The organism is Streptomyces rubellomurinus (assembly GCF_000961885.1).
Lineage (GTDB): Bacteria > Actinomycetota > Actinomycetes > Streptomycetales > Streptomycetaceae > Kitasatospora > Kitasatospora rubellomurina.
Map to the genome: position 1 here is coordinate 1 of NZ_JZKH01000002.1, position 17,619 is coordinate 17,619.

Here is a 17,619-nt window from a genome sequence, read left to right on the forward strand (position 1 = left end):
CACCAAGCCGCAACCCCCGTACGCCTTCTTCCCGGTCGGCACCTGCTTCGACCACCCCCAACTCAGCCCGGTGATCACCCGCGCCGAGGAACGCCCCTGCGCCGGCGACCACGACGGCGAGGCCATCGCCGACCTCAAACTCCCGGACGGCCTCACCGGCGAGATCCCCATCGCCCTCGCCATGCGCGAGGGCTGCAAGGCCGCCGAGGCCACCGCCAAGGCCCGCCAAACCGACGGCCACTCCTACTACGAGCGCCAGTTCGGCCCCGCCCAAGCCAACTACCAACAGGGCTGGCGCGACTACACCTGCACCCTCACCGCCAGCGACAAACGCGGCGGCCCCAAACTCACGGGACCCCTCCGGCCGTAGTCCCGACGCCCTGCACCTCCTCACATGCAAAAGCAATGAGAAATTCAAAATAAAAGAGAAACAATGATGCGTTGCCCCTCCCCAGACAAGGAGGGGCAACGCATCATAAACAGAAAATGGAATTTCAATCCATAGGGGCGCCTCCCGGCAAGCCGGGAGGCGCCCCTATGGAACAGCCCAGCGTAGCCACGCCAGCCACTCCCCACCCAGCCCCCAAGGCGGCCAGAAAGGAGTGAATCAAGAGCTGGTGATATGGAGTAGAAAATTTCGGTGCCCCTCGGCGAGCCGAGGGGCACCGAAACAAAAGCATCAGGCTAAAAACAGCTCAACCCCTGGACCCCGCCGGCCGCCCCGCCTCGACGGCGGGGCGGCCGGCCACGAGGGGGACCAGCTAAGGGGAAGGCGCTGCCCTTCCTTGCGCAAGGAAGGGCAGCGAATCATGAATGAAGAACGGATAGGCGAAAGCCTTGGGGTTGCCCCTTGGCGCACCAAGGGGCAACCCCAAGGAAAAACACAAGAAAAGACCTAGATTCCGCCCGGCCTCCTCATCGAGGAGGCCGGTCGGAAATTCCCCTCAGGCACCGAAGAGACAAAACAGAGAGCCAATCGACAGCGGCGCCCCAATGCAATGAAAAACACGTCACCGGCCTGGCATGGAGGGCGAGACCGGTGACACCAAACGCAGGATCAAAGGCAAGAGGGAACGACAACAGAAGTATGCAGAAGGTCGCGATTCCCCTTCGCTAGGCCGAAGGGGAATCGCCATCGAAGACGAACTGAACAACCCAAGACCGGCGGGGGGAGAGAGGCACGGCGTCGCCCTCTTCCAGTTAGGAGGGCGACGCCGGGAAGGAAGTCGACGAGCCGCATCGACAACAGCTACCCGCGCCCCCGAGTGGGCCTCCCAGTGCAGGACTTCGGTGCCGCTTCTCGGAGCTTCGGGAGCGGCACCGGTCGACCGGCCGAACGAAGCTGGGCATGCCGATCGACTGCCTCGCCCCCTTGGCGGGCCAAGGGGGCGAGGCAACAAAACCGGGCAACCCCGAGCTCGGCGATCTGCTCCACCCCTAGGCTTGCCGCCATGTCGAACCACGCCCTCGCCGAACGCCACCGCCTGGCCGAACTGCTGGCCGCCGCAGGCCCCGACGCCCCCACCCTCTGCGCCGGTTGGACCACCCGCGACCTCGCCGCCCATCTGGTGATCCGCGAGCGCCGCCCGGACGCCGCCCCCGGCATCCGCGTCGCCGCCCTCGCAGGCTGGACCAAGCGCGTGCAGGACGACTTCGCCACCCGCCCGTACGAAGAGCTCCTGCGGCTCTTCCGCTCCGGCCCGCCGATCTACTCCCCCTTCGCCCTCCCCGGCGCCGACGAGGCCGGGAACACCGTCGAGTACTTCGTCCACGCCGAGGACGTCCTCCGCGCCGCCGACGACTGGACCGAGCAGCCCGTCCCGCCCGGCCGCGCCGAAGCCCTCTGGCGCCGCCTCCCCATGCTCGCCCGCCTCGAAGTCGGCCGCCGCTCCCCCGTCCGCCTCCAGCTCCACCACCCGGACGGCCGCTCCCTCACCCTCGGCCCCGCCGGCGCCCCCACCGTCCACCTCACCGGCGCCCCGGGCGAGTTGGTCCTCTTCACCTTCGGCCGCGGCGCCCACACCACCCTCGACGTCGACGGCCCCTCGGACGCCATCGAGGCCCTGCGTCACGTCCTCCCGCTGCCCAAGAAGTGAAAAGCCGGTGTCGCCCCTCGGCAAGCCGAGGGGCGACACCAGAACCAACGAAAACTGCGGCGCCCCCTCGGCAAGCCGAGGGGGCGCCGCACAAGAAAGACCCGGAGAAGTCGATCTGAGACTAGCTCTGCCACGAGTCGAGGAAGACACTCCGGCCGTTATTGAGATGGCTGATCAGAGCCTCCCTGGTAGTGGAGACGAACTCCCCCGGTACGGCGTCGATGTCGACCCATGCGACTTCCGAGTGCTTGGTCGGCTCTCCGTTCTCAAGTTCACCGGACCACCGGTTGGTAGCAAAAACGACGGTCAGGAACCCGTTGGGAGCCTCGACACCTCGGGCGCCGTGGATGACGTTCGCCAGGCGCAGATCCTCAGGAGCGACGACGAGCCCGGTCTCCTCCTGGAGTTCGCGAACCGCAGTCTCCGTGATCGGTTCGCCGGGTTCACTCTTACCGACCGGCAGATCCCACAGGCCTTGGGCGAACTTGGCCTTGGGCCCTCGTCGCAGGAGGACAACGCGCTGAGCTTCGAGGTCGTGAACGATGACGGCGGCGACCAACAACGTCATCGACTCCGTAGCGGATGTGAGAGCAGTAGTCTGATCAACGGTCGGCTGAGCCACGTCGGTCGAGTCCTTTCTGTGCGATTCAGACGGCCTGTTCGATGTACTCGAAGATGTCGGCGTCTGTTTCCTTCTGCCAGTCAGGCAAGGCATCCCAGTCGGCGACATAGCTGGGCTTCGGGTCCGGAATGTGCTTGTGGATCTGGGCGATCCAGCACAGGGCGACGAACCGGCCCTTCTGCTCCCGACTCAGCTTGGCAGTGTTGCCGCCACTCACCGCGATGAAGTCGCGGACCTGGCCAAACACGGCCGCGGCCGACTGGCGTTCCCAGTCCGGGGTCTCGTCCCAGGGCGTGATGTAGCCCGGCTTCGGCTCGCCGGGGAAATGCTTCTTGACCCCGGCGATCCACGCCTCGCGGAAGATCCGACCGTCCTCGTTGTCCATGTTCAGTCCTCTCGTCGTCCGTTCAGGACGGATCACGGGCAGGCCTACGATCTGACTGCTCAGTGCGGAGGACGCCGGTGGGCCTTGAGTGCCACCTGCTTGAGGTAGCGGCAACCAACCGCGAGCGGGCAGGATCAGTGACCATGCGAATCCTGGTGATGGGTGGAACCTGGTTCCTGGGTCGGGCCGTTGTGGCGGATGCGCTGGCCCGGGGCTGGAGCGTAACAACCTTCAACCGCGGCCTGTCGGGCGTTGACGCCCAGGGGGTACAGGCCGTCCACGGCGACCGCACGAACGTCGATGACCTCAACCGTCTTGCAGCGCACGGTCCCTGGGATTCCGTGGTGGACACCTCGGCGTCCGAGCTGCCCCCGAACGCCGTCCTCAAGGGAACCCGGGCGCTGGAGCCCGTCAGCGGCACGTACGTCTACATCTCCACGGTGAGCGTCTACGCCGGATGGCCCGATTTGCCACTGCGGGTCGGCGATGCGGTACTCGACGGGCCTCCGGACGCCGACGAGGACTACGGGCGGAACCCTGAAGGCTGGACGGGGCCCAATCTCCACTACGGTCGGCAGAAGGCCGGCTGCGAACGGGCGGTACTCGCGGCTTTCGGTGCGGCCCGGGCATGTGTACTGCGACCGGGCGTGATTCTCGGGCCGGGAGAATACGTCGGCCGCCTCCCTTGGTGGTTGACCCGTGCGCAGCGCGGCGGTGCGATCCTGGCTCCCGCACCCGGCGACCGACCGATCCAGCCGGTCGACGTGCGCGATGTCGCAGCGTTCGCTCTGAACCAGGCCGAGGCACGGACGGGCGGCACGCACAACGTGGCTCATCCGGACCCGATCTCCTTCGCCGAGTTCGTCGAAACATGCCTGGAAGTGACCGGGGGCTCCGGTCACCCGGTCTGGGCGGAACCGGAGGTCCTGCTGGAACAGCGGGTGAAGGAGTGGACGGAGCTGCCGCTGTGGCGCACCCACTCCGGAGCCTGGGCAGTGGACGCCGACACAGCTGTGGAAGCCGGGCTGCGCTGCCGCCCCCTGCGGGACACCATCGCGGACACCTGGGCGTGGTGGCAGGCTGACGGCCGCCCCGTGGACCACCCGCGCTGGGCGGCCCACGGAATCGACCCCGACAAGGAAGCGAAGATTCTGGCTTCGATGAGCTGATCAGCCTTCGATGGCGAGCGGCCCCGCGCCGAGTTGGCGCGGGGCCGACTGCCTGGTGAAGTCCTCGATCCGCTCACCCAGTTCGGCAGCGAGCACGGCCTGCGAGTACCGGCTGCTGGAGAGCCCGCTTCGCACCCGCGCCGCCCGGGCCAACAGCCCGGTGGCGCGCTGCTCCTTCGGCACGAGCCACATCGCTTCGAGGGCCTGCGCCGCGCCGTCGAGGTCGTCCCGCAGCAGCCGGGCGGCGGCCAGATCCGCACCCGCGCCACCGACCACTCGAACGGACCGGGTGGCGGAAGGCCTCGATCGCGCCAGGTCCAGTGCCTGAACTGCGATCCGCTCCGCCCGGTCTCCGTCCCCGATGAGAAGGCAGGTGGACGCGTTCGACATCGCCAGGCGTTCCGGGCTGAACCCGAACTCGCCCCCCACCTCGTCGTGAAGGTCGTCCCTCCGCCCGCTGCCGTCCGCCGTGGACGCGTCCAGGGCCCTTTGCGCGGAGGCAATGTCTCCCAGGTGGCCGAAGGCACGGGCCTCGATCGCCGCCAGCCTGCGCCGTGCCACGTCGCCCAGGCCGGTGAACGCCCGCGCCGCACGCGCGACACGAACACCTTCAGCGGGCCGACCGGAGAAGTAGGCGATATAGGCGAGCGTGCCACCCGCGAACGCCCGCAGCGGATCGAATCGGGCCGCCTCTCCGTACAGTGCGGCCGACCGGGAAAGCCGCCTCGCTCCGTCCAGTGAACCGAGGTCGAAGGCCGCGGTTGCCAGAAGTGCGCACGCCTGCCCGGCGACGATCAACAGCTCCTGCTGCTGGGCAGGAACCTGGGTACGTTCGCGGTTCGCTTCGGCCGACTCCCGCATCTCCTTGGCCTTCTGGAACACGACGTAGGTCGGGGTGGTGACGTACTCGCGCGCCAAGGTGGCGACGTCGTCGCGAAGCTGGTCGAGCGCGATATCGGAAATGGACGCGGCAGCGGCCGCGCCGGCCTCACTCTGGGCGTCTCGTGCGGTCATGTCGATCTCGTCTTCCAGGTTGAACGCGGGTGCAGGCAGATCCGAGGGAGGCGGGCCGAACAACGTCGCGACGTCGATGCCGAACATGTACTCCAGGACCCGGCAGGCGTCCGGCCCCGGCAGCGTCTGAACCCTGCCGGCGGTCCAGCGGCGGTACTGCGACTCGGACACCGTGAGGTTCCGGGCCCCGGCGTCGAGGAGCTCGGTCGCCGAGCGTCGGAAGTGGCGCTCGAAGTCAACGTATCGCCAGCGTCGTTGATCCACCAGGATCTTGAGAAGCGTCTGGGGTGCCTCGCGCATCGCGACTCCCTAGGAACATCTGGCGCAGAGCGCCGGGTCAACTCCCTCCCCCGCAGGGGACCCGCCCGGCATCACCCGACGCAACCCGGTCCGACCACATGGCACCCGGACGACACTTCCATGCCCTGTTGGTCACCGGAAGGGGTGTCCAGATGGCATCCGCCGAGTGATGGCGACGACATCCATTCTTCCATGACGCTTCATCAGTCACCCGCTACTGCATGAAAGTTACTTGCGAGTGACATTCCACACCTCGGCTCAGCCGCAGGCCTCCGTATTCACTTCGGATTGCCAGCGGCCCGTTCATTCTGGGAGTTCGCATGCCCAGCAGCACCGCCACCGAGCAGTCCCCTGCCACGATCCCGATTCCGCGTTCCTGGAATGTCGATCCCACCACGGAAGCCGTCCGGCCGACACGTCGGCTGATCCGGCAGATCGCCGAATCCTGGGGCTTGCCGTTCTCCGACAGCTCCCTGCGGGACGTGGAGTTGTGTGCCGCCGAGTTGCTGGCCAACGCCGTCGACCACGTGCGGGAACCGTGCGGCGTGACGGTCCGGTGGACCGGCGAGCGTCTGCGGGTCGAGGTCGCGGACCGGAGTGCGCAGCCGCCGGTGAAGCGCGCGCCCGACGACATGGCCACCAGCGGCCGGGGCCTGCTCCTGGTGGAGGCGCTGGCCCACTCCTGGGGCTGGCACCCCAACGGCGTGGGCAAGGTGACGTGGTTCGAGGTCGCGCCGGACCAGTCCGTGACCGGGGACGCGCGGCTCGCCGCACTGGTCTTCGCGGCGCAGGTCCATGCCGGCCCCGTCACATTGCCCCGGTACGAGGTCCGCCTGATCGACTCCCGGAGCCCGCACTTCCGCCTGCTGGAGTGCTGGGGGATCTACGACCGCGAGCAGCACGAGTACGTGCGCATTCCGGGCTCCTCGGACCGGATCAAGCGCTTCTACACCGAGTCGGCCGCCGAAGCCCACCTGCGCTACTCGGGCACCGTGAGCGGGACCGACCCGAATGGCTCAGCCGAGGAGGGTAAGTGCACGACCTGATCGCAAGTCCGTTCCTCGACAGCTTCGTTGTACTGCGACCCGGCCGGCTGGAGGGCATCAAGCTGTCCGAGCCGCGGTTCCGGGAGTTGGAGTGCGCCCGCGACTCCGGGGCCAACATCCCGTTCTGGCTTGCGGCCGCCGCCGGCACCTCAGCAACGAGAACGTCCTGATCCGCGAAGACTCGCGCTGCTGGTCGACTGAGCCTGGGCCGCCAGGGTTCCCGCCTGGCGGGCCGGCGACCCGACCGTGGTGGACGCCTTCGCACAGGCCCAGGCCCGCCTGTGGGCCGAGATCGCCGGAGGCGATCCGGACCCGTGGACCGCCCGCCTGCATGGGGCAGCCCAGCTGTGGGCCCGGTTCCGGAGCCGATAGCGTCGTCCCCATGGACAGCATGCTCGGTTCGATGATCTCCTTCGCGGCCACCGGTGAGATCGGCGCGTTCCGGATCGGCATGGCCGGTGAGGAGGCGGATCGACTGTTGGGCGGTGGCACCGGTCTGGCCGACGGGCCGGTCGGCTTCAAGGACGGCAGCCTGGAGGTGTGGGTCGACCGCGACCTGACGGTGTGCCTGCTCGGGTACGACGCGGTGGACGTCGAGGGGCGGTTCGCCCGCGCGGGAGGTCAGGAGCCGATCGAGGCCCCGAGCCGTGAGGTGTTGATCGACGGCCTCGCACAACGCGGCTGCGCGTGGCGCCACGAGGACGCCCTGAGCTTCGACGATCAGCTCGCGATCCGGACGGAAGCCGGCGTCTCCGTGGTGTTCACCCGGCGCGCGCCTGGGACGAGCGGCTGGGTCACCGCATCCCTCTACCGGTCACCGGATCGCCCATGACGTTGGCATCACCCCGGCCCGGTGGGCTAGGTTCTACAGTCATGACGACCGGGACGGCCTTGCGCCACACACGAATTGGCGACCCGGCGCTCCGCTGAGCGCCCCCCGGGCCGGAGCCGCCGCGCGTGCTCCGCCTCCGTCGCGTTGATCACGGGCTCGACACATCAACCACGACCGGAGGACCCATGCCCATCAAGACCCTGCAGATTCCCACCCCGGACGGCCTGGCCGACGCGTTCGCCGCCTTCCCCGACGACGGCGAGCGGCACCCCGGGGTGCTGATGTACCCGGACGCCCTCGGCATCCGGCCCGTCCTGCACGAGATGGCCCAGGAGCTGGCCGACCACGGGTACTACGTGCTCGTGCCCAACTTCTTCTACCGGCACGGCCCGACGCCCGTGGTCGAGCTCCCCGCGTACATCGGCGGCGAGGCCCGGGACGCGGTCGTCGCCCGGCTGATGCCGCTGGTCGAGGCGCACACCACCGAGCACACCCTGCGCGACGCCGACGCCTGCCTCGCCTTCCTCACTGCCCAGCCCGAGGTCGCCGCCGGCCCGGTCGCGGTCACCGGCTACTGCTTCGGCGGCCTCCTCGCGGCGCGCACCGCCGCCGCCCACCCCGACCGGGTCGCCGCCGTCGCCGCCTTCCACGCCCCCGTGCACGTCGACGGCCCCGGCCTCTTCGCCCAGCTCACCGCCCGGGTCCACTTCGGGCACGCCGCAACCGACTTGACCCCCGAGGCCCTGGCGGCGCTCAACCAGGTCCTGGCCGCCGCGGGCGTCGACCACACCTCGGAGATCTACCCGGGCACCGTCCACGGCTTCACCATGTCCGACACCGACGCCTACGACCCCGCCGGCCTGCAGCGCCACTGGGACCGGCTGCTCCCCCTCCTCGCCCACACCCTCACCGGCAGCTGAGGCGCCCGGAGTGGGAAGTCGGCCCGGCCGACTTCCCACTCCGCACAAAAGCCGAGCCGTCACGGCACGAAGACGCTCGCACCGAAGTCGAAGGTGCCCATCTCGCCGGGCCCGACCGTGCCGTTGACCGGGCCGGTGCAGTCGTCGTTGCCGAAGACCGTGACGACCTGGTCGGTCTGGTTGTCGACGACCGCCGGCCACCCCGGGACGTTGTAGCAGCCGGACGGGTCCTGGATGGCCTGGCCGTTGAGGATGATCGCGCCGGCGGCCGCGCCGGCGCTGGTGGCGGTGGTCAGGCAGAGGGCGGCGGCGGTCAGCGCGACGCCGGCCGCGTGGAGCACGCGCTTCAAGGGATCCTCCCGGTGGGCGGGGTGGGTGGGGGGTGGCGAAGTCGCCACCCCAGTGGTTCCCGTACCCACCGACCGGCTACCCCGTCACCCGAGGCGAACCGGACCCCGCACGCCCCAACTCCCCGGAGCAGGGAGTCGGGGCGGGCGGCCGGCGATCAGGCCGGGACGATCTGCCACCACTGCTGCGACTGGTTGACCTTCTGCCACAGCTGCGCCGAAGCGCCGTCGCCGCCCCAGCCGGTGTCCCGGTCGACGACGGTGTTCAGGTTGTTGTTGTACGCCTGGTTGTAGATGGACGGGTCGTTGGCGCGGGTGAACCACTTCTGGTTGGCGCCGCCGGTGCACTGCCACAGCTGCATCCAGGTGCCGTTGCCGCCGGCGCGGCCGGTGTCGGCGTCGAGGCACATGCCCGGGAAGCGCACGTTCTCTAGGCTGCCGTCGCTCCGGGAGAGCCACTCCTGCTGGGATTGGCCGTTGCAGCCCCACACCTGCACTCTGGTGCCGTTGCCACCGGCCTCGGCGTCCGCGTCGAGACACTGGCCGGTGTTGTACTGGTAGAGGCTGTGGATGCGGATGTAGCCGGGCGCGATCGCGGGCGCCGGCCCGGTCCCGTGCTGGGCGCTCCGGGCGGCCTTCTGTCCCAGGGTCAGCCGGTCGGACGACCCGGCGGGGGCGTCGGCCTGAGCGGCGGTCGGAAGCAGCGGGACGGCGAGCGCGGCGGCGGTGGCGAGAGCCGCGACGGTGGTGCGGATACGCATGGTTACCCCTGTCGCAGGAGACCGCGACCGGGCGGGTTGCCCGGTGGCGCGGGCGAGCGGACCCAAGGTAGAGGTGCGGTCGGGCGACCGGAATCCTTTGAGGTTCCCGGTCAATTGTTCATGCCGGAACCAACGTTGACGCCCCGACCAGCGACTCGCCCAGCGGCGAGCGCCGGTAGTGCACGGCCCGGCCGGTGCGGGTGCGTTCCAGCAGCCCGGCGGCCGCCAGCGCCCCGAGGTGGCGGCTGACCGCGCCCGGCGTGACCCCGAGCCGGTAGGCCAGGGCGGTGGTGGTCGCCGGGGTGTCGAGCAGGCCGAGCACCCGGGCCCGGGCCGCGCCGATGAGCTCCGCGAGCGCGCCGGACACCGCGGACCCACCGGACGCCGCCGCGCGGGTGGCCCCCTCGGCCGTCGATCCCTCGGCCATGGTGCCGCGGCCCCGGGCCGGGTAGACGATCGCCGGGGTGCCGCTCGGCGAGGTCTCGCCGAACGCCCGGTCGGCGAAGAGCGTGGGCATCAGCACCAGGCCGCGCCCGGCGATCGGCTCCCGCCGTACGGGCGCGGGCGCCCCGCTCGGGTCGGCCCCGCTCGGGTCGCCGTGGACGCGCAGCGTGCCGTCCGCCCAGGAGACCCGCGGGTCGAGGTCGGCGAACAGCCCGGCCACGCCGGATTCGGCGAGCCGGCGCCCCCGGTGGGCGAGGTCGGCTTCCAGGACGGTGCGGGCGCGCGGCCACCAGGCGGGCTCCAGGCAGCGCGTCCAGTACTGGCCGAGGGCGGTGACCAGGCGGGCCCGCAGCGCGTACGGATCGTCGAGCAGTCGGGCGAGCAGCGGCGGCAGCGGGCTGCCGTCGCGCGCGTAGGCGGCCCGGAAGTCGGCGCACAGCCGGTCGGCGGGCGTGACGGCGAGCGCCGACAGCTCGTCCTGGATGCAGGGCCGGCAGCCGCGGGGGCGCGGGGTGAGCGCCTCGGGCGCGAGGCCCCCGGGGGTGAGCAGGGTGTCCAGCAGGTCGGTGTCCAGGCCGGCGTGGTCGCGCGCCCAGCCGGCCGCCCAGCCGCGCTGCTCGGGGAAGGCGTGTCCGCCGTCCGGGCTCCGTAACCGGAGGCTGCGGACGGTCTCGTGGAGCGGGGAGTAGCCGCACCGGGTGGCGGCGAGGTCCTTCACACCCAGCAGGTAGGCCATCACCGAATCCACACTAAGAGGGAGATCCGATCTTGGGAACAGCCCAAAAGATGCGGAAGTGACGGCAGAGGGACGTGGGGCCGCGGGACACCACCGGGACCGGTGGGTTCCGTGGTGCCTGCGGCCGTGTCCCGGCTGCGGATGTCCGTGGGCGGGTGCAGACTCGCAGGTGGCCGGGGTCCGACCGGAGGGCTCCGGCCGTCTCATTCGTCGAAGGGGCACCACTCCATGCTCACCACCGACTTCCCCACCGGCTCGCCCTGCTGGATCGACCTGGGCACCCCGAACATCCCGGCCACCGCCGAGTTCTACGGCAAGGTCTTCGGCTGGACCTTCCAGGAGGTCCCCGAGGCGGGCGGCTACGGCTTCCTGCAGCTGAACGGCAAGACCGTGGGCGCGCTCGGCAACCTCGACGCGGGCGCCCACTCCGCCTGGACGACGTACTTCCTGACCACCGACGCGGAGGCCACCGTGAAGGCGGTCGAGCAGGCCGGCGGCACGGTCCGGGTCCCCCCGATGGACGTGATGCAGGAGGGCCGGTTCGCGGCGCTGACCGACCCGCAGGGCGCCGAGTTCGCGATCTGGCAGGCGGGGGGCACCAAGGGCCTGGACGTCGCGTCCGTGGACGACGCGCTGTGCTGGGCCGAGCTGCACACGCCCGACCCGGAGGCCGCCTTCCCCTTCTACAAGGGCCTCTTCGGCTGGCGGATGGAGCTGTTCGAGCCGTCCCCGGGCATGAGCTACCGGGTGATCTCGACGGCGGACGGCGACCAGCAGGCCACCAGCTTCGGCGGCATCGCCCCGACCATGCAGGAGGAGCAGCGCGCCGCCTGGACGCCGTACTTCGCCTCCGCCGACGTGGACGCGACGGTCGCGAAAGCGACGGCGGCCGGGGGCTCGGTCATGATGCCGGCCTCGGACGTGGAGAACGTCGGCCGGATCGCCTGGCTGGCGGACCCGCACGGCGCCCCGTTCGCGCTGATCAAGGGCGAGCCGCGGCAGTAGCGCTGCGCGGACACCCGCGAGGGCCCGCCGTCCACCCCCGGACGGCGGGCCCTCGGGCACGAACGCACGAAAACACGAAGGCACGAAGGCGGATCACCGCACCGGGTGCCCGGCCTCCCGCAGCGCGCCCTTGACGTCGCCGATCCGCAGGTCCCCGAAGTGGAAGACGCTGGCGGCCAGCACCGCGTCCGCGCCCGCCTCCACGGCCGGCGCGAAGTCGGCGAGCTTGCCGGCGCCGCCGGAGGCGATGACCGGCACCGAGACGGCCTTGCGCACGGCCCGGATCATGTCCAGGTCGTAGCCGTCCTTGGTGCCGTCCGCGTCCATCGAGTTGAGCAGGATCTCGCCCGCGCCCAGCTCCGCCGCGCGGCCGGCCCACTCGACGGCGTCCAGGCCGGTGCCCTGGCGCCCGCCGTGCGTGGTGACCTCGAAGCCGGACGGCGTCTCCACGCCCTCGGGGCACCGCCGGGCGTCGACCGACAGCACCAGCACCTGCCGCCCGAACCGCTGCGCGATCTCCCGGACGAGCTCCGGCCGCGCGATCGCCGCCGTGTTGACCCCGACCTTGTCGGCGCCGGCCCGCAGCAGCTTGTCGACGTCCTCGACGGCCCGGATGCCGCCGCCGACCGTCAGCGGGATGAACACCTGCTCGGCGGTGCGCCGGACCACGTCGTAGGTGGTCTCGCGGTCGCCCGAGGAGGCGGTGATGTCGAGGAAGGTGAGCTCGTCGGCGCCCTCGGCGTCGTAGAGCTTGGCCATCTCGACCGGGTCGCCCGCGTCGCGCAGGTTCTGGAAGTTGACGCCCTTGACCACCCGCCCGGCGTCGACGTCCAGGCAGGGGATGACTCGTACGGCGAGGGTCACGTCTGTTGGCCTTCCGAAACTTCCAGGGTCTTTGCCAGCCCGGCTCGGTACGCGTCGATCTCGACCTCGACCATCATCCGGGAGTCGATCAGGCCCTCGACCACCACCATGGTGGCCACCGGGCGTGCGGCGTCGAAGAGTTCGCGGTGGGCGCGGCCCACCTCCTCGGCGTCGCGGACGTGCGTGATGTACATCCGGGTGCGGACGACGTCGTCCGCGGTCAGACCGTACGCGGCCAGGGCGCTGAGCCCGACGCCGAAGGCGGCGAGGGCCTGCCGGTACGGGTCGCCCTCGTGCTCGATCCGGCCGTCCACCCACGCGGTGGAGCCGCCGACGTGCACGTGGTCGCCCGCGGCGACCGCCCGGGCGAAGCCGAACTCCTCTTCCCAGGGAGAGAAGCCCCCGACCCGCCCGCGTACGACCTGCCCGCGTACGATCCGCCCGTCCGTCATCCGGAAACCGCCTCCAGGGCCTCTTCGAGGGTGAACTTCTGCTCGTAGAGTGCCTTGCCCACGATCGCGCCCTCGACACCCTCGCCGACGAGTCCGGCGATGGCCCGCAGGTCGTCGAGCGAGGAGACGCCGCCGGAGGCGACGACGGGGCGGTCGGTGGCGGCGCAGACGTCGCGCAGCAGCTGCAGGTTGGGGCCGGTGAGGGTGCCGTCCCGGTTGACGTCGGTGACGACGTACCGGGCGCAGCCCTCGTCGTTCAGCCGCTGCAGCACGTCGAAGAGCTGGCCGCCGTCGCGGGTCCAGCCGCGGCCGCGCAGGGTGGTGCCGACGACGTCGAGGCCGACCGCGATCTTGTCGCCGTGCTCGGCGATGGCCTTGGCGACCCACTCGGGGGCTTCGAGGGCGGCGGTGCCGAGGTTGACCCGGGTGCAGCCGGTGGCGAGGGCGCGGGCGAGCGACTCGTCGTCGCGGATGCCGCCGGACAGCTCGACCTTGATGTCGAGGCGGCCGGTGACGTCGCGCAGCATCTCGTAGTTGCTGCCCGTGCCGAACGCGGCGTCGAGGTCGACGAGGTGCAGCCACTCGGCGCCGGCGTTCTGCCAGGCGAGGGCGGCGGCGAGCGGCTCGCCGAAGGAGGTCTCGGTGCCGGAGGCGCCCTTGACCAGGCGGACGGCCTGCCCGTCGCGGACGTCGACGGCGGGCAGCAGTTCGAGGCGGCTCTTCAGGCTCATCAGTTCCACAACTCTCAGACGGTCAGAGGGTGTTGACCCAGTTGGTCAGCAGGGCGGCGCCGGCGGCGCCGGACTTCTCGGGGTGGAACTGGGTGGCCCACAGCGGGCCGTTCTCGATGGCCGCGACGAACGGCTGCCCGTGCGTGGCCCAGGTGACCAGCGGCGGGTTGATCCGCGCGCTGTGGGTCTCCAGCTCCCAGTGCCGCACGCCGTAGGAGTGCACGAAGTAGAAGCGGGTGTCGGGGTCCAGGCCGGCGAACATCCGGCTGTCCTCGGGCGCGTCCACGGTGTTCCAGCCCATGTGCGGGACGACGGGGGCGTCCAGCGGCTCGACGGTGCCGGGCCACTCGTCGCAGCCGGCCGTCTCGACGCCGTGCTCGACCCCCTTCTCGAAGAGGATCTGCATGCCGACGCAGATGCCCATGACGGGCCGGCCGCCGGCGAGCCGGCGGCCGATGATCCAGTCCCCGCGGACGGACTTCAGGCCGCGCATGCACGCCTCGAAGGCGCCGACGCCGGGGACGAGCAGGCCGTCCGCGGCCATCGCGGTGTCGTAGTCGGAGCTGACCGTGACGTCGGCCCCGGTCCGTTCGAGGGCGCGCTGCGCGGAGCGGAGGTTGCCGGAGCCGTAGTCGAGGACGACGACGTTCTTGCCCATGATCAGGTGTCCAGTCTCTCTACAGGGCCGGGCGGGCTAGAGGCGCAGCAGGCCCGAGGCCAGGCACATCACGGAGCCGATGGCGAGCACCAGGATGACGCTCTTGGACTGCTTCTGCTTCCAGAAGGAGATCACCCCGCCGGCCAGGAAGAGGCCGACGAAGATGAGGATCATCGCGGTGTTGTTCACAGCGCACCCTTGGTCGACGGGAGGATGCCGGCCGCGCGCGGGTCGCGCTCGGCGGCGTAGCGCAGCGCCCGGGCGAGCGCCTTGAACTGGCATTCCACGATGTGGTGCGCGTTGCGCCCGTACGGGACGTGGACGTGCAGCGCGATCTGCGCCTGGGCGACGAAGGACTCCAGGATGTGCCGGGTCATCGTGGTGTCGTAGGCGCCGATCATCGGCGCCATGCCCTCGGGCTCGGTGTGCACGAGGTACGGCCGGCCGGAGAGGTCGACGGTGACCTGGGCGAGGGACTCGTCCAGCGGCACCGTGCAGTTGCCGAAGCGGTAGATGCCGACCTTGTCGCCGAGCGCCTGCTTGAAGGCGGCGCCGAGGGCGAGCGCGGTGTCCTCGATGGTGTGGTGGGTGTCGATGTGCAGGTCGCCGTCGGTCTTGACGGTGAGGTCGAACAGACCGTGGCGGCCGAGCTGGTCGAGCATGTGGTCGTAGAACCCGACGCCCGTGGAGATGTCGGTCCGTCCGGTGCCGTCGAGGTCGATCTCGACGAGGACGGAGGTCTCCTTGGTGGTGCGCTCGACGCGTCCGATGCGGGACATGGGGTTACAGCTCCTTGGTGACTCTGCGGACGGCGTCCAGGAAGGCGTCGTTCTCGGCGGGCGTGCCGGCGGTGACGCGCAGCCACCCGGGGACGCCGTTGTCGCGGACCAGGACGCCCTGGTCGAGGATGGCCTGCCAGACGGCGTGGGTGTCGGCGAAGCGGCCGAACTGGACGAAGTTGGCGTCCGAGTCGGTCACCTCCAGGCCCATCGCGCGCAGCGCGTCGACCAGCCGGTCGCGTTCCTCCTTGAGCCGGCCGACGTACCCGAGCAGGGTGTCGGTGTGCTCCAGGCAGGCGAGCGCGGTGGCCTGGGTGACGGCGGACAGGTGGTACGGCAGGCGCACCAGCTGGACGGCGTCGACGACGGCCGCGTCGGCGGCGAGGTAGCCGAGGCGCAGCCCGGCGGCGCCGAAGGCCTTGGACATGGTGCGGCTGACGACCAGGTTGGGGCGGCCCTCGATCAGCGGCAGCAGCGAGGCGCGGTGCGAGAACTCGACGTACGCCTCGTCGACGACGACCAGGGCGGGCCGGGCGGCCTGCGCGGCCTCGTACAGCCGCAGCACGGTGTCGGCCGAGACCGCCGTCCCGGTCGGGTTGTTCGGCGAGCAGACGAACACCACGTGGGGCCGGTGCTCGGCGATGGCGGCGAGCGCGGCGTCCACGTCGATGGTGAAGTCGTCGCCCCGCGGGCCGGAGATCCAGCCGGTGCCGGTGCCCCGGGAGATCAGCGCGTGCATCGAGTACGAGGGCTCGAAGCCGAGGGCCGTGCGTCCGGGCCCGCCGAAGGTCTGCAGGAGCTGCTGCAGCACCTCGTTGGAGCCGTTGGCGGCCCACACCTGCGCGCGCCCGACCGGGAAGCCGGTGGTGCGGGTCAGGTACGCGGCCAGGCCCTCGCGCAGTTCGACGGCGTCCCGGTCGGGGTAGCGGTTGAGCCCGCGGGCGGCCTCGGCGACGCGCTCGGCGATCCGGGCGACCAGCTCCTCGGGGAGCGGGTACGGGTTCTCGTTGGTGTTGAGCTGGACGGGCACGTCCAACTGCGGTGCGCCGTACGGGGACTGGCCGCGGAGCTCGTCCCGGATGGGCAGATCGTCGATGCGCGTCACGAGCCGGGAACCGTCCAGTCGAAGCGGGCCTTGATGGCGTCCCCGTGCCCCGGCAGGTCCTCCGCGTCGGCCAGGGTCACGACGTGCGCGGCGACGTCCGCGAGCGCGTCCCGGTCGTACTCGACGACCTGCACGCCGCGCAGGAAGGTCTGCACGGACAGCCCGGACGAGTGGCAGGCGCAGCCGCCGGTGGGCAGCACGTGGTTGGAGCCGGCCGCGTAGTCGCCGAGCGAGACCGGGGTCCAGCGGCCGATGAAGACCGCGCCCGCGTTGACCACCCGGGCGGCGACGGCGTGCGGGTCGCAGGTCTGGATCTCCAGGTGCTCGGCCGCGTACGCGTTGACGACGGCCAGGCCCTGGTCGAGGTCGTCGACCAGGATGATGCCGGACTGCCGGCCGCCGAGCGCCTCGGCGACGCGCTCGCTGTGCTTGGTCCGCGCGACCTGCACGGCCAGCTCGGCCTCGACGGCGTCGGCCAGCGCCGGGGAGTCGGTGACCAGCACCGAGCCGGAGGTGGGGCCGTGCTCGGCCTGGCTGATCAGGTCGGCGGCGACGTCGGAGGGCAGCGCGCTGTCGTCGGCGAGGACGGCGATCTCGGTCGGGCCGGCCTCGGAGTCGATGCCGATCCGGCCGGAGAAGTAGCGCTTGGCGGCGGCCACGTAGATGTTGCCGGGGCCGGTGACCATGTTCACCGGCGCGCACTCCTCGGTGCCCAGGGCGAACATCGCGACGGCCTGGGCGCCGCCGACCGCGTAGACCTCCTCGACGCCGAGCAACGCGCAGGCCGCCAGGATCGTCGGGTGCACCTTGCCGCCGAACTCCTTCTGCGGCGGGGAGGTGACCGCGATGCCCGTCACACCGGCCTCCTGGGCCGGCACCACGTTCATCACCACGGACGACGGGTACACCGCCAGCCCGCCCGGCACGTACAGCCCGACCCGCTCGACCGGCACCCACCGCTGGGTGACGGTGCCGCCCGGCACCACCTGCGTGGTGTGCCCGGTGCGGCGCTGGTCGGCGTGCACGGCGCGGGCCCGGCGGATCGACTCCTCCAGCGCGGCCCGCACCCTCGGGTCCAGCGTCTCCAGGGCGGCGGTCAGCTGCTCGGCCGGGACCCGGGTCGACTCCAGCCGGACGCCGTCGAAGCGCTCGGTGATCTCGATCAGCGCCGCGACCCCGCGATGGCGTACGTCCTCGGCGATCGGCCGCACCTTCTCCAGGGCGGCCGCCACGTCGAACTCGGCACGGGGCAGCAGGTCACGCGGGTCGTCCAGCGAGCCGCGGAGGTCGATTCGAGAGATCACGCCACCCAGTGTAAGGAGTGCCCGGAACGGCTGGTCCCGCATATCAGTC

The 17,619-nt window shown here is 71.0% G+C and carries 21 protein-coding genes and 1 pseudogene; 8 read left to right on the forward strand and 14 right to left on the reverse strand.

The window, feature by feature from the left end:
- Together VM95_RS01240 and VM95_RS01245 are read left to right on the forward strand one after the other, a co-directional pair.
- A pseudogene (locus VM95_RS01240) lies at positions 1-370 on the forward strand (hypothetical protein); the annotation flags it as partial.
- A 1,081-nt stretch (positions 371-1,451) separates the two neighbouring features.
- Entirely contained in the window at positions 1,452-2,096 is a 645-nt protein-coding gene (locus VM95_RS01245; protein ID WP_045692074.1) for a TIGR03085 family metal-binding protein, read from the forward strand.
- Between the two features lie 121 nt (positions 2,097-2,217).
- Here the strand turns inward: VM95_RS01245 and VM95_RS01250 are convergent, their stop codons facing one another.
- Both VM95_RS01250 and VM95_RS01255 read right to left on the reverse strand, forming a co-directional pair.
- A complete protein-coding gene (locus VM95_RS01250; protein WP_045692075.1) occupies positions 2,218-2,718 on the reverse strand; it encodes an NUDIX domain-containing protein in 501 nt (166 codons plus the stop codon).
- Between the two features lie 25 nt (positions 2,719-2,743).
- On the reverse strand, positions 2,744-3,103 hold the full coding sequence (locus VM95_RS01255; protein WP_045692076.1) for a hypothetical protein: 360 nt from the start codon (positions 3,101-3,103) through the stop codon (positions 2,744-2,746).
- A gap of 143 nt (positions 3,104-3,246) precedes the next feature.
- On the opposite strand from VM95_RS01255, the gene VM95_RS01260 reads away from it, so the two are divergent.
- Complete coding sequence (locus VM95_RS01260; RefSeq protein ID WP_045692077.1) at positions 3,247-4,272, forward strand: NAD-dependent epimerase/dehydratase family protein; 1,026 nt, start codon at positions 3,247-3,249, stop codon at positions 4,270-4,272.
- Here VM95_RS01260 and VM95_RS01265 read toward each other — a convergent pair whose 3' ends face one another.
- Positions 4,273-5,586: an NsdA family TPR-like regulatory protein gene (locus tag VM95_RS01265; protein WP_045692078.1), complete on the reverse strand. Its 1,314-nt coding sequence runs from the start codon at positions 5,584-5,586 to the stop codon at positions 4,273-4,275.
- A gap of 320 nt (positions 5,587-5,906) precedes the next feature.
- Here VM95_RS01265 and VM95_RS38440 point away from each other — a divergent pair, with 320 nt between their 5' ends.
- The 4 genes from VM95_RS38440 (at position 5,907) to VM95_RS01285 (ending at position 8,384) form a co-directional block, all read left to right on the forward strand.
- Positions 5,907-6,632, forward strand: coding sequence for an ATP-binding protein (locus VM95_RS38440; protein ID WP_052707077.1), 726 nt, complete (start codon positions 5,907-5,909; stop codon positions 6,630-6,632).
- Positions 6,620-6,802 (forward strand): hypothetical protein, encoded by a 183-nt coding sequence (locus tag VM95_RS01275; RefSeq protein ID WP_045692079.1) that lies wholly within the window; start codon positions 6,620-6,622, stop codon positions 6,800-6,802. Before VM95_RS38440 ends, VM95_RS01275 begins: the two co-directional genes overlap by 13 nt.
- 212 nt (positions 6,803-7,014) lie before the next feature.
- Positions 7,015-7,464, forward strand: a complete 450-nt coding sequence (locus VM95_RS01280) for a hypothetical protein (RefSeq protein WP_045692080.1) — start codon at positions 7,015-7,017, stop codon at positions 7,462-7,464.
- Positions 7,465-7,649: 185 nt separating this feature from the next.
- Positions 7,650-8,384 carry a dienelactone hydrolase family protein gene (locus VM95_RS01285; protein WP_045692081.1) on the forward strand — a complete coding sequence of 245 codons (735 nt, stop codon included), beginning with the start codon at positions 7,650-7,652 and terminating at the stop codon, positions 8,382-8,384.
- A gap of 59 nt (positions 8,385-8,443) precedes the next feature.
- Here the strand turns inward: VM95_RS01285 and VM95_RS01290 are convergent, their stop codons facing one another.
- The 3 genes from VM95_RS01290 to VM95_RS01300 form a co-directional block, all read right to left on the reverse strand.
- Positions 8,444-8,734, reverse strand: a complete 291-nt coding sequence (locus VM95_RS01290) for a hypothetical protein (protein WP_045692082.1) — start codon at positions 8,732-8,734, stop codon at positions 8,444-8,446.
- Between the two features lie 155 nt (positions 8,735-8,889).
- On the reverse strand, positions 8,890-9,492 hold the full coding sequence (locus VM95_RS38445; protein WP_052706909.1) for an RICIN domain-containing protein: 603 nt from the start codon (positions 9,490-9,492) through the stop codon (positions 8,890-8,892).
- 118 nt (positions 9,493-9,610) lie between these two features.
- The gene (locus VM95_RS01300) at positions 9,611-10,672 is read right to left on the reverse strand and encodes a helix-turn-helix domain-containing protein (RefSeq protein WP_052707078.1); all 1,062 of its coding nucleotides are present in this window, start codon (positions 10,670-10,672) and stop codon (positions 9,611-9,613) included.
- A 228-nt stretch (positions 10,673-10,900) separates the two neighbouring features.
- On the opposite strand from VM95_RS01300, the gene VM95_RS01305 reads away from it, so the two are divergent.
- On the forward strand, positions 10,901-11,677 hold the full coding sequence (locus VM95_RS01305) for a VOC family protein (protein ID WP_045692083.1): 777 nt from the start codon (positions 10,901-10,903) through the stop codon (positions 11,675-11,677).
- A gap of 93 nt (positions 11,678-11,770) precedes the next feature.
- On the opposite strand, the gene hisF is transcribed toward VM95_RS01305, so the two are convergent.
- The 8 genes from hisF to hisD are packed head-to-tail and all read right to left on the reverse strand — an operon-like array spanning position 11,771 to position 17,570.
- Positions 11,771-12,541, reverse strand: a complete 771-nt coding sequence (gene hisF / locus VM95_RS01310; protein WP_045692084.1) for an imidazole glycerol phosphate synthase subunit HisF — start codon at positions 12,539-12,541, stop codon at positions 11,771-11,773.
- Positions 12,538-12,993: a Rid family hydrolase gene (locus VM95_RS01315; protein ID WP_045692085.1), complete on the reverse strand. Its 456-nt coding sequence runs from the start codon at positions 12,991-12,993 to the stop codon at positions 12,538-12,540. Before VM95_RS01315 ends, hisF begins: the two co-directional genes overlap by 4 nt.
- A complete protein-coding gene (priA, locus tag VM95_RS01320; RefSeq protein ID WP_208615385.1) occupies positions 12,990-13,724 on the reverse strand; it encodes a bifunctional 1-(5-phosphoribosyl)-5-((5-phosphoribosylamino)methylideneamino)imidazole-4-carboxamide isomerase/phosphoribosylanthranilate isomerase PriA in 735 nt (244 codons plus the stop codon). Before priA ends, VM95_RS01315 begins: the two co-directional genes overlap by 4 nt.
- A gap of 22 nt (positions 13,725-13,746) precedes the next feature.
- Positions 13,747-14,382 (reverse strand): imidazole glycerol phosphate synthase subunit HisH, encoded by a 636-nt coding sequence (hisH, locus tag VM95_RS01325; protein WP_045692086.1) that lies wholly within the window; start codon positions 14,380-14,382, stop codon positions 13,747-13,749.
- A gap of 36 nt (positions 14,383-14,418) precedes the next feature.
- Positions 14,419-14,571, reverse strand: coding sequence for a hypothetical protein (locus VM95_RS43130; RefSeq protein WP_045692087.1), 153 nt, complete (start codon positions 14,569-14,571; stop codon positions 14,419-14,421).
- A complete protein-coding gene (hisB, locus tag VM95_RS01335; RefSeq protein WP_045692088.1) occupies positions 14,568-15,161 on the reverse strand; it encodes an imidazoleglycerol-phosphate dehydratase HisB in 594 nt (197 codons plus the stop codon). Before hisB ends, VM95_RS43130 begins: the two co-directional genes overlap by 4 nt.
- A gap of 4 nt (positions 15,162-15,165) precedes the next feature.
- Positions 15,166-16,266 carry a histidinol-phosphate transaminase gene (locus tag VM95_RS01340; protein ID WP_045692089.1) on the reverse strand — a complete coding sequence of 367 codons (1,101 nt, stop codon included), beginning with the start codon at positions 16,264-16,266 and terminating at the stop codon, positions 15,166-15,168.
- The gene (hisD, locus tag VM95_RS01345) at positions 16,263-17,570 is read right to left on the reverse strand and encodes a histidinol dehydrogenase (protein WP_045692090.1); all 1,308 of its coding nucleotides are present in this window, start codon (positions 17,568-17,570) and stop codon (positions 16,263-16,265) included. Before hisD ends, VM95_RS01340 begins: the two co-directional genes overlap by 4 nt.
- Positions 17,571-17,619: the final 49 nt, after the last annotated feature.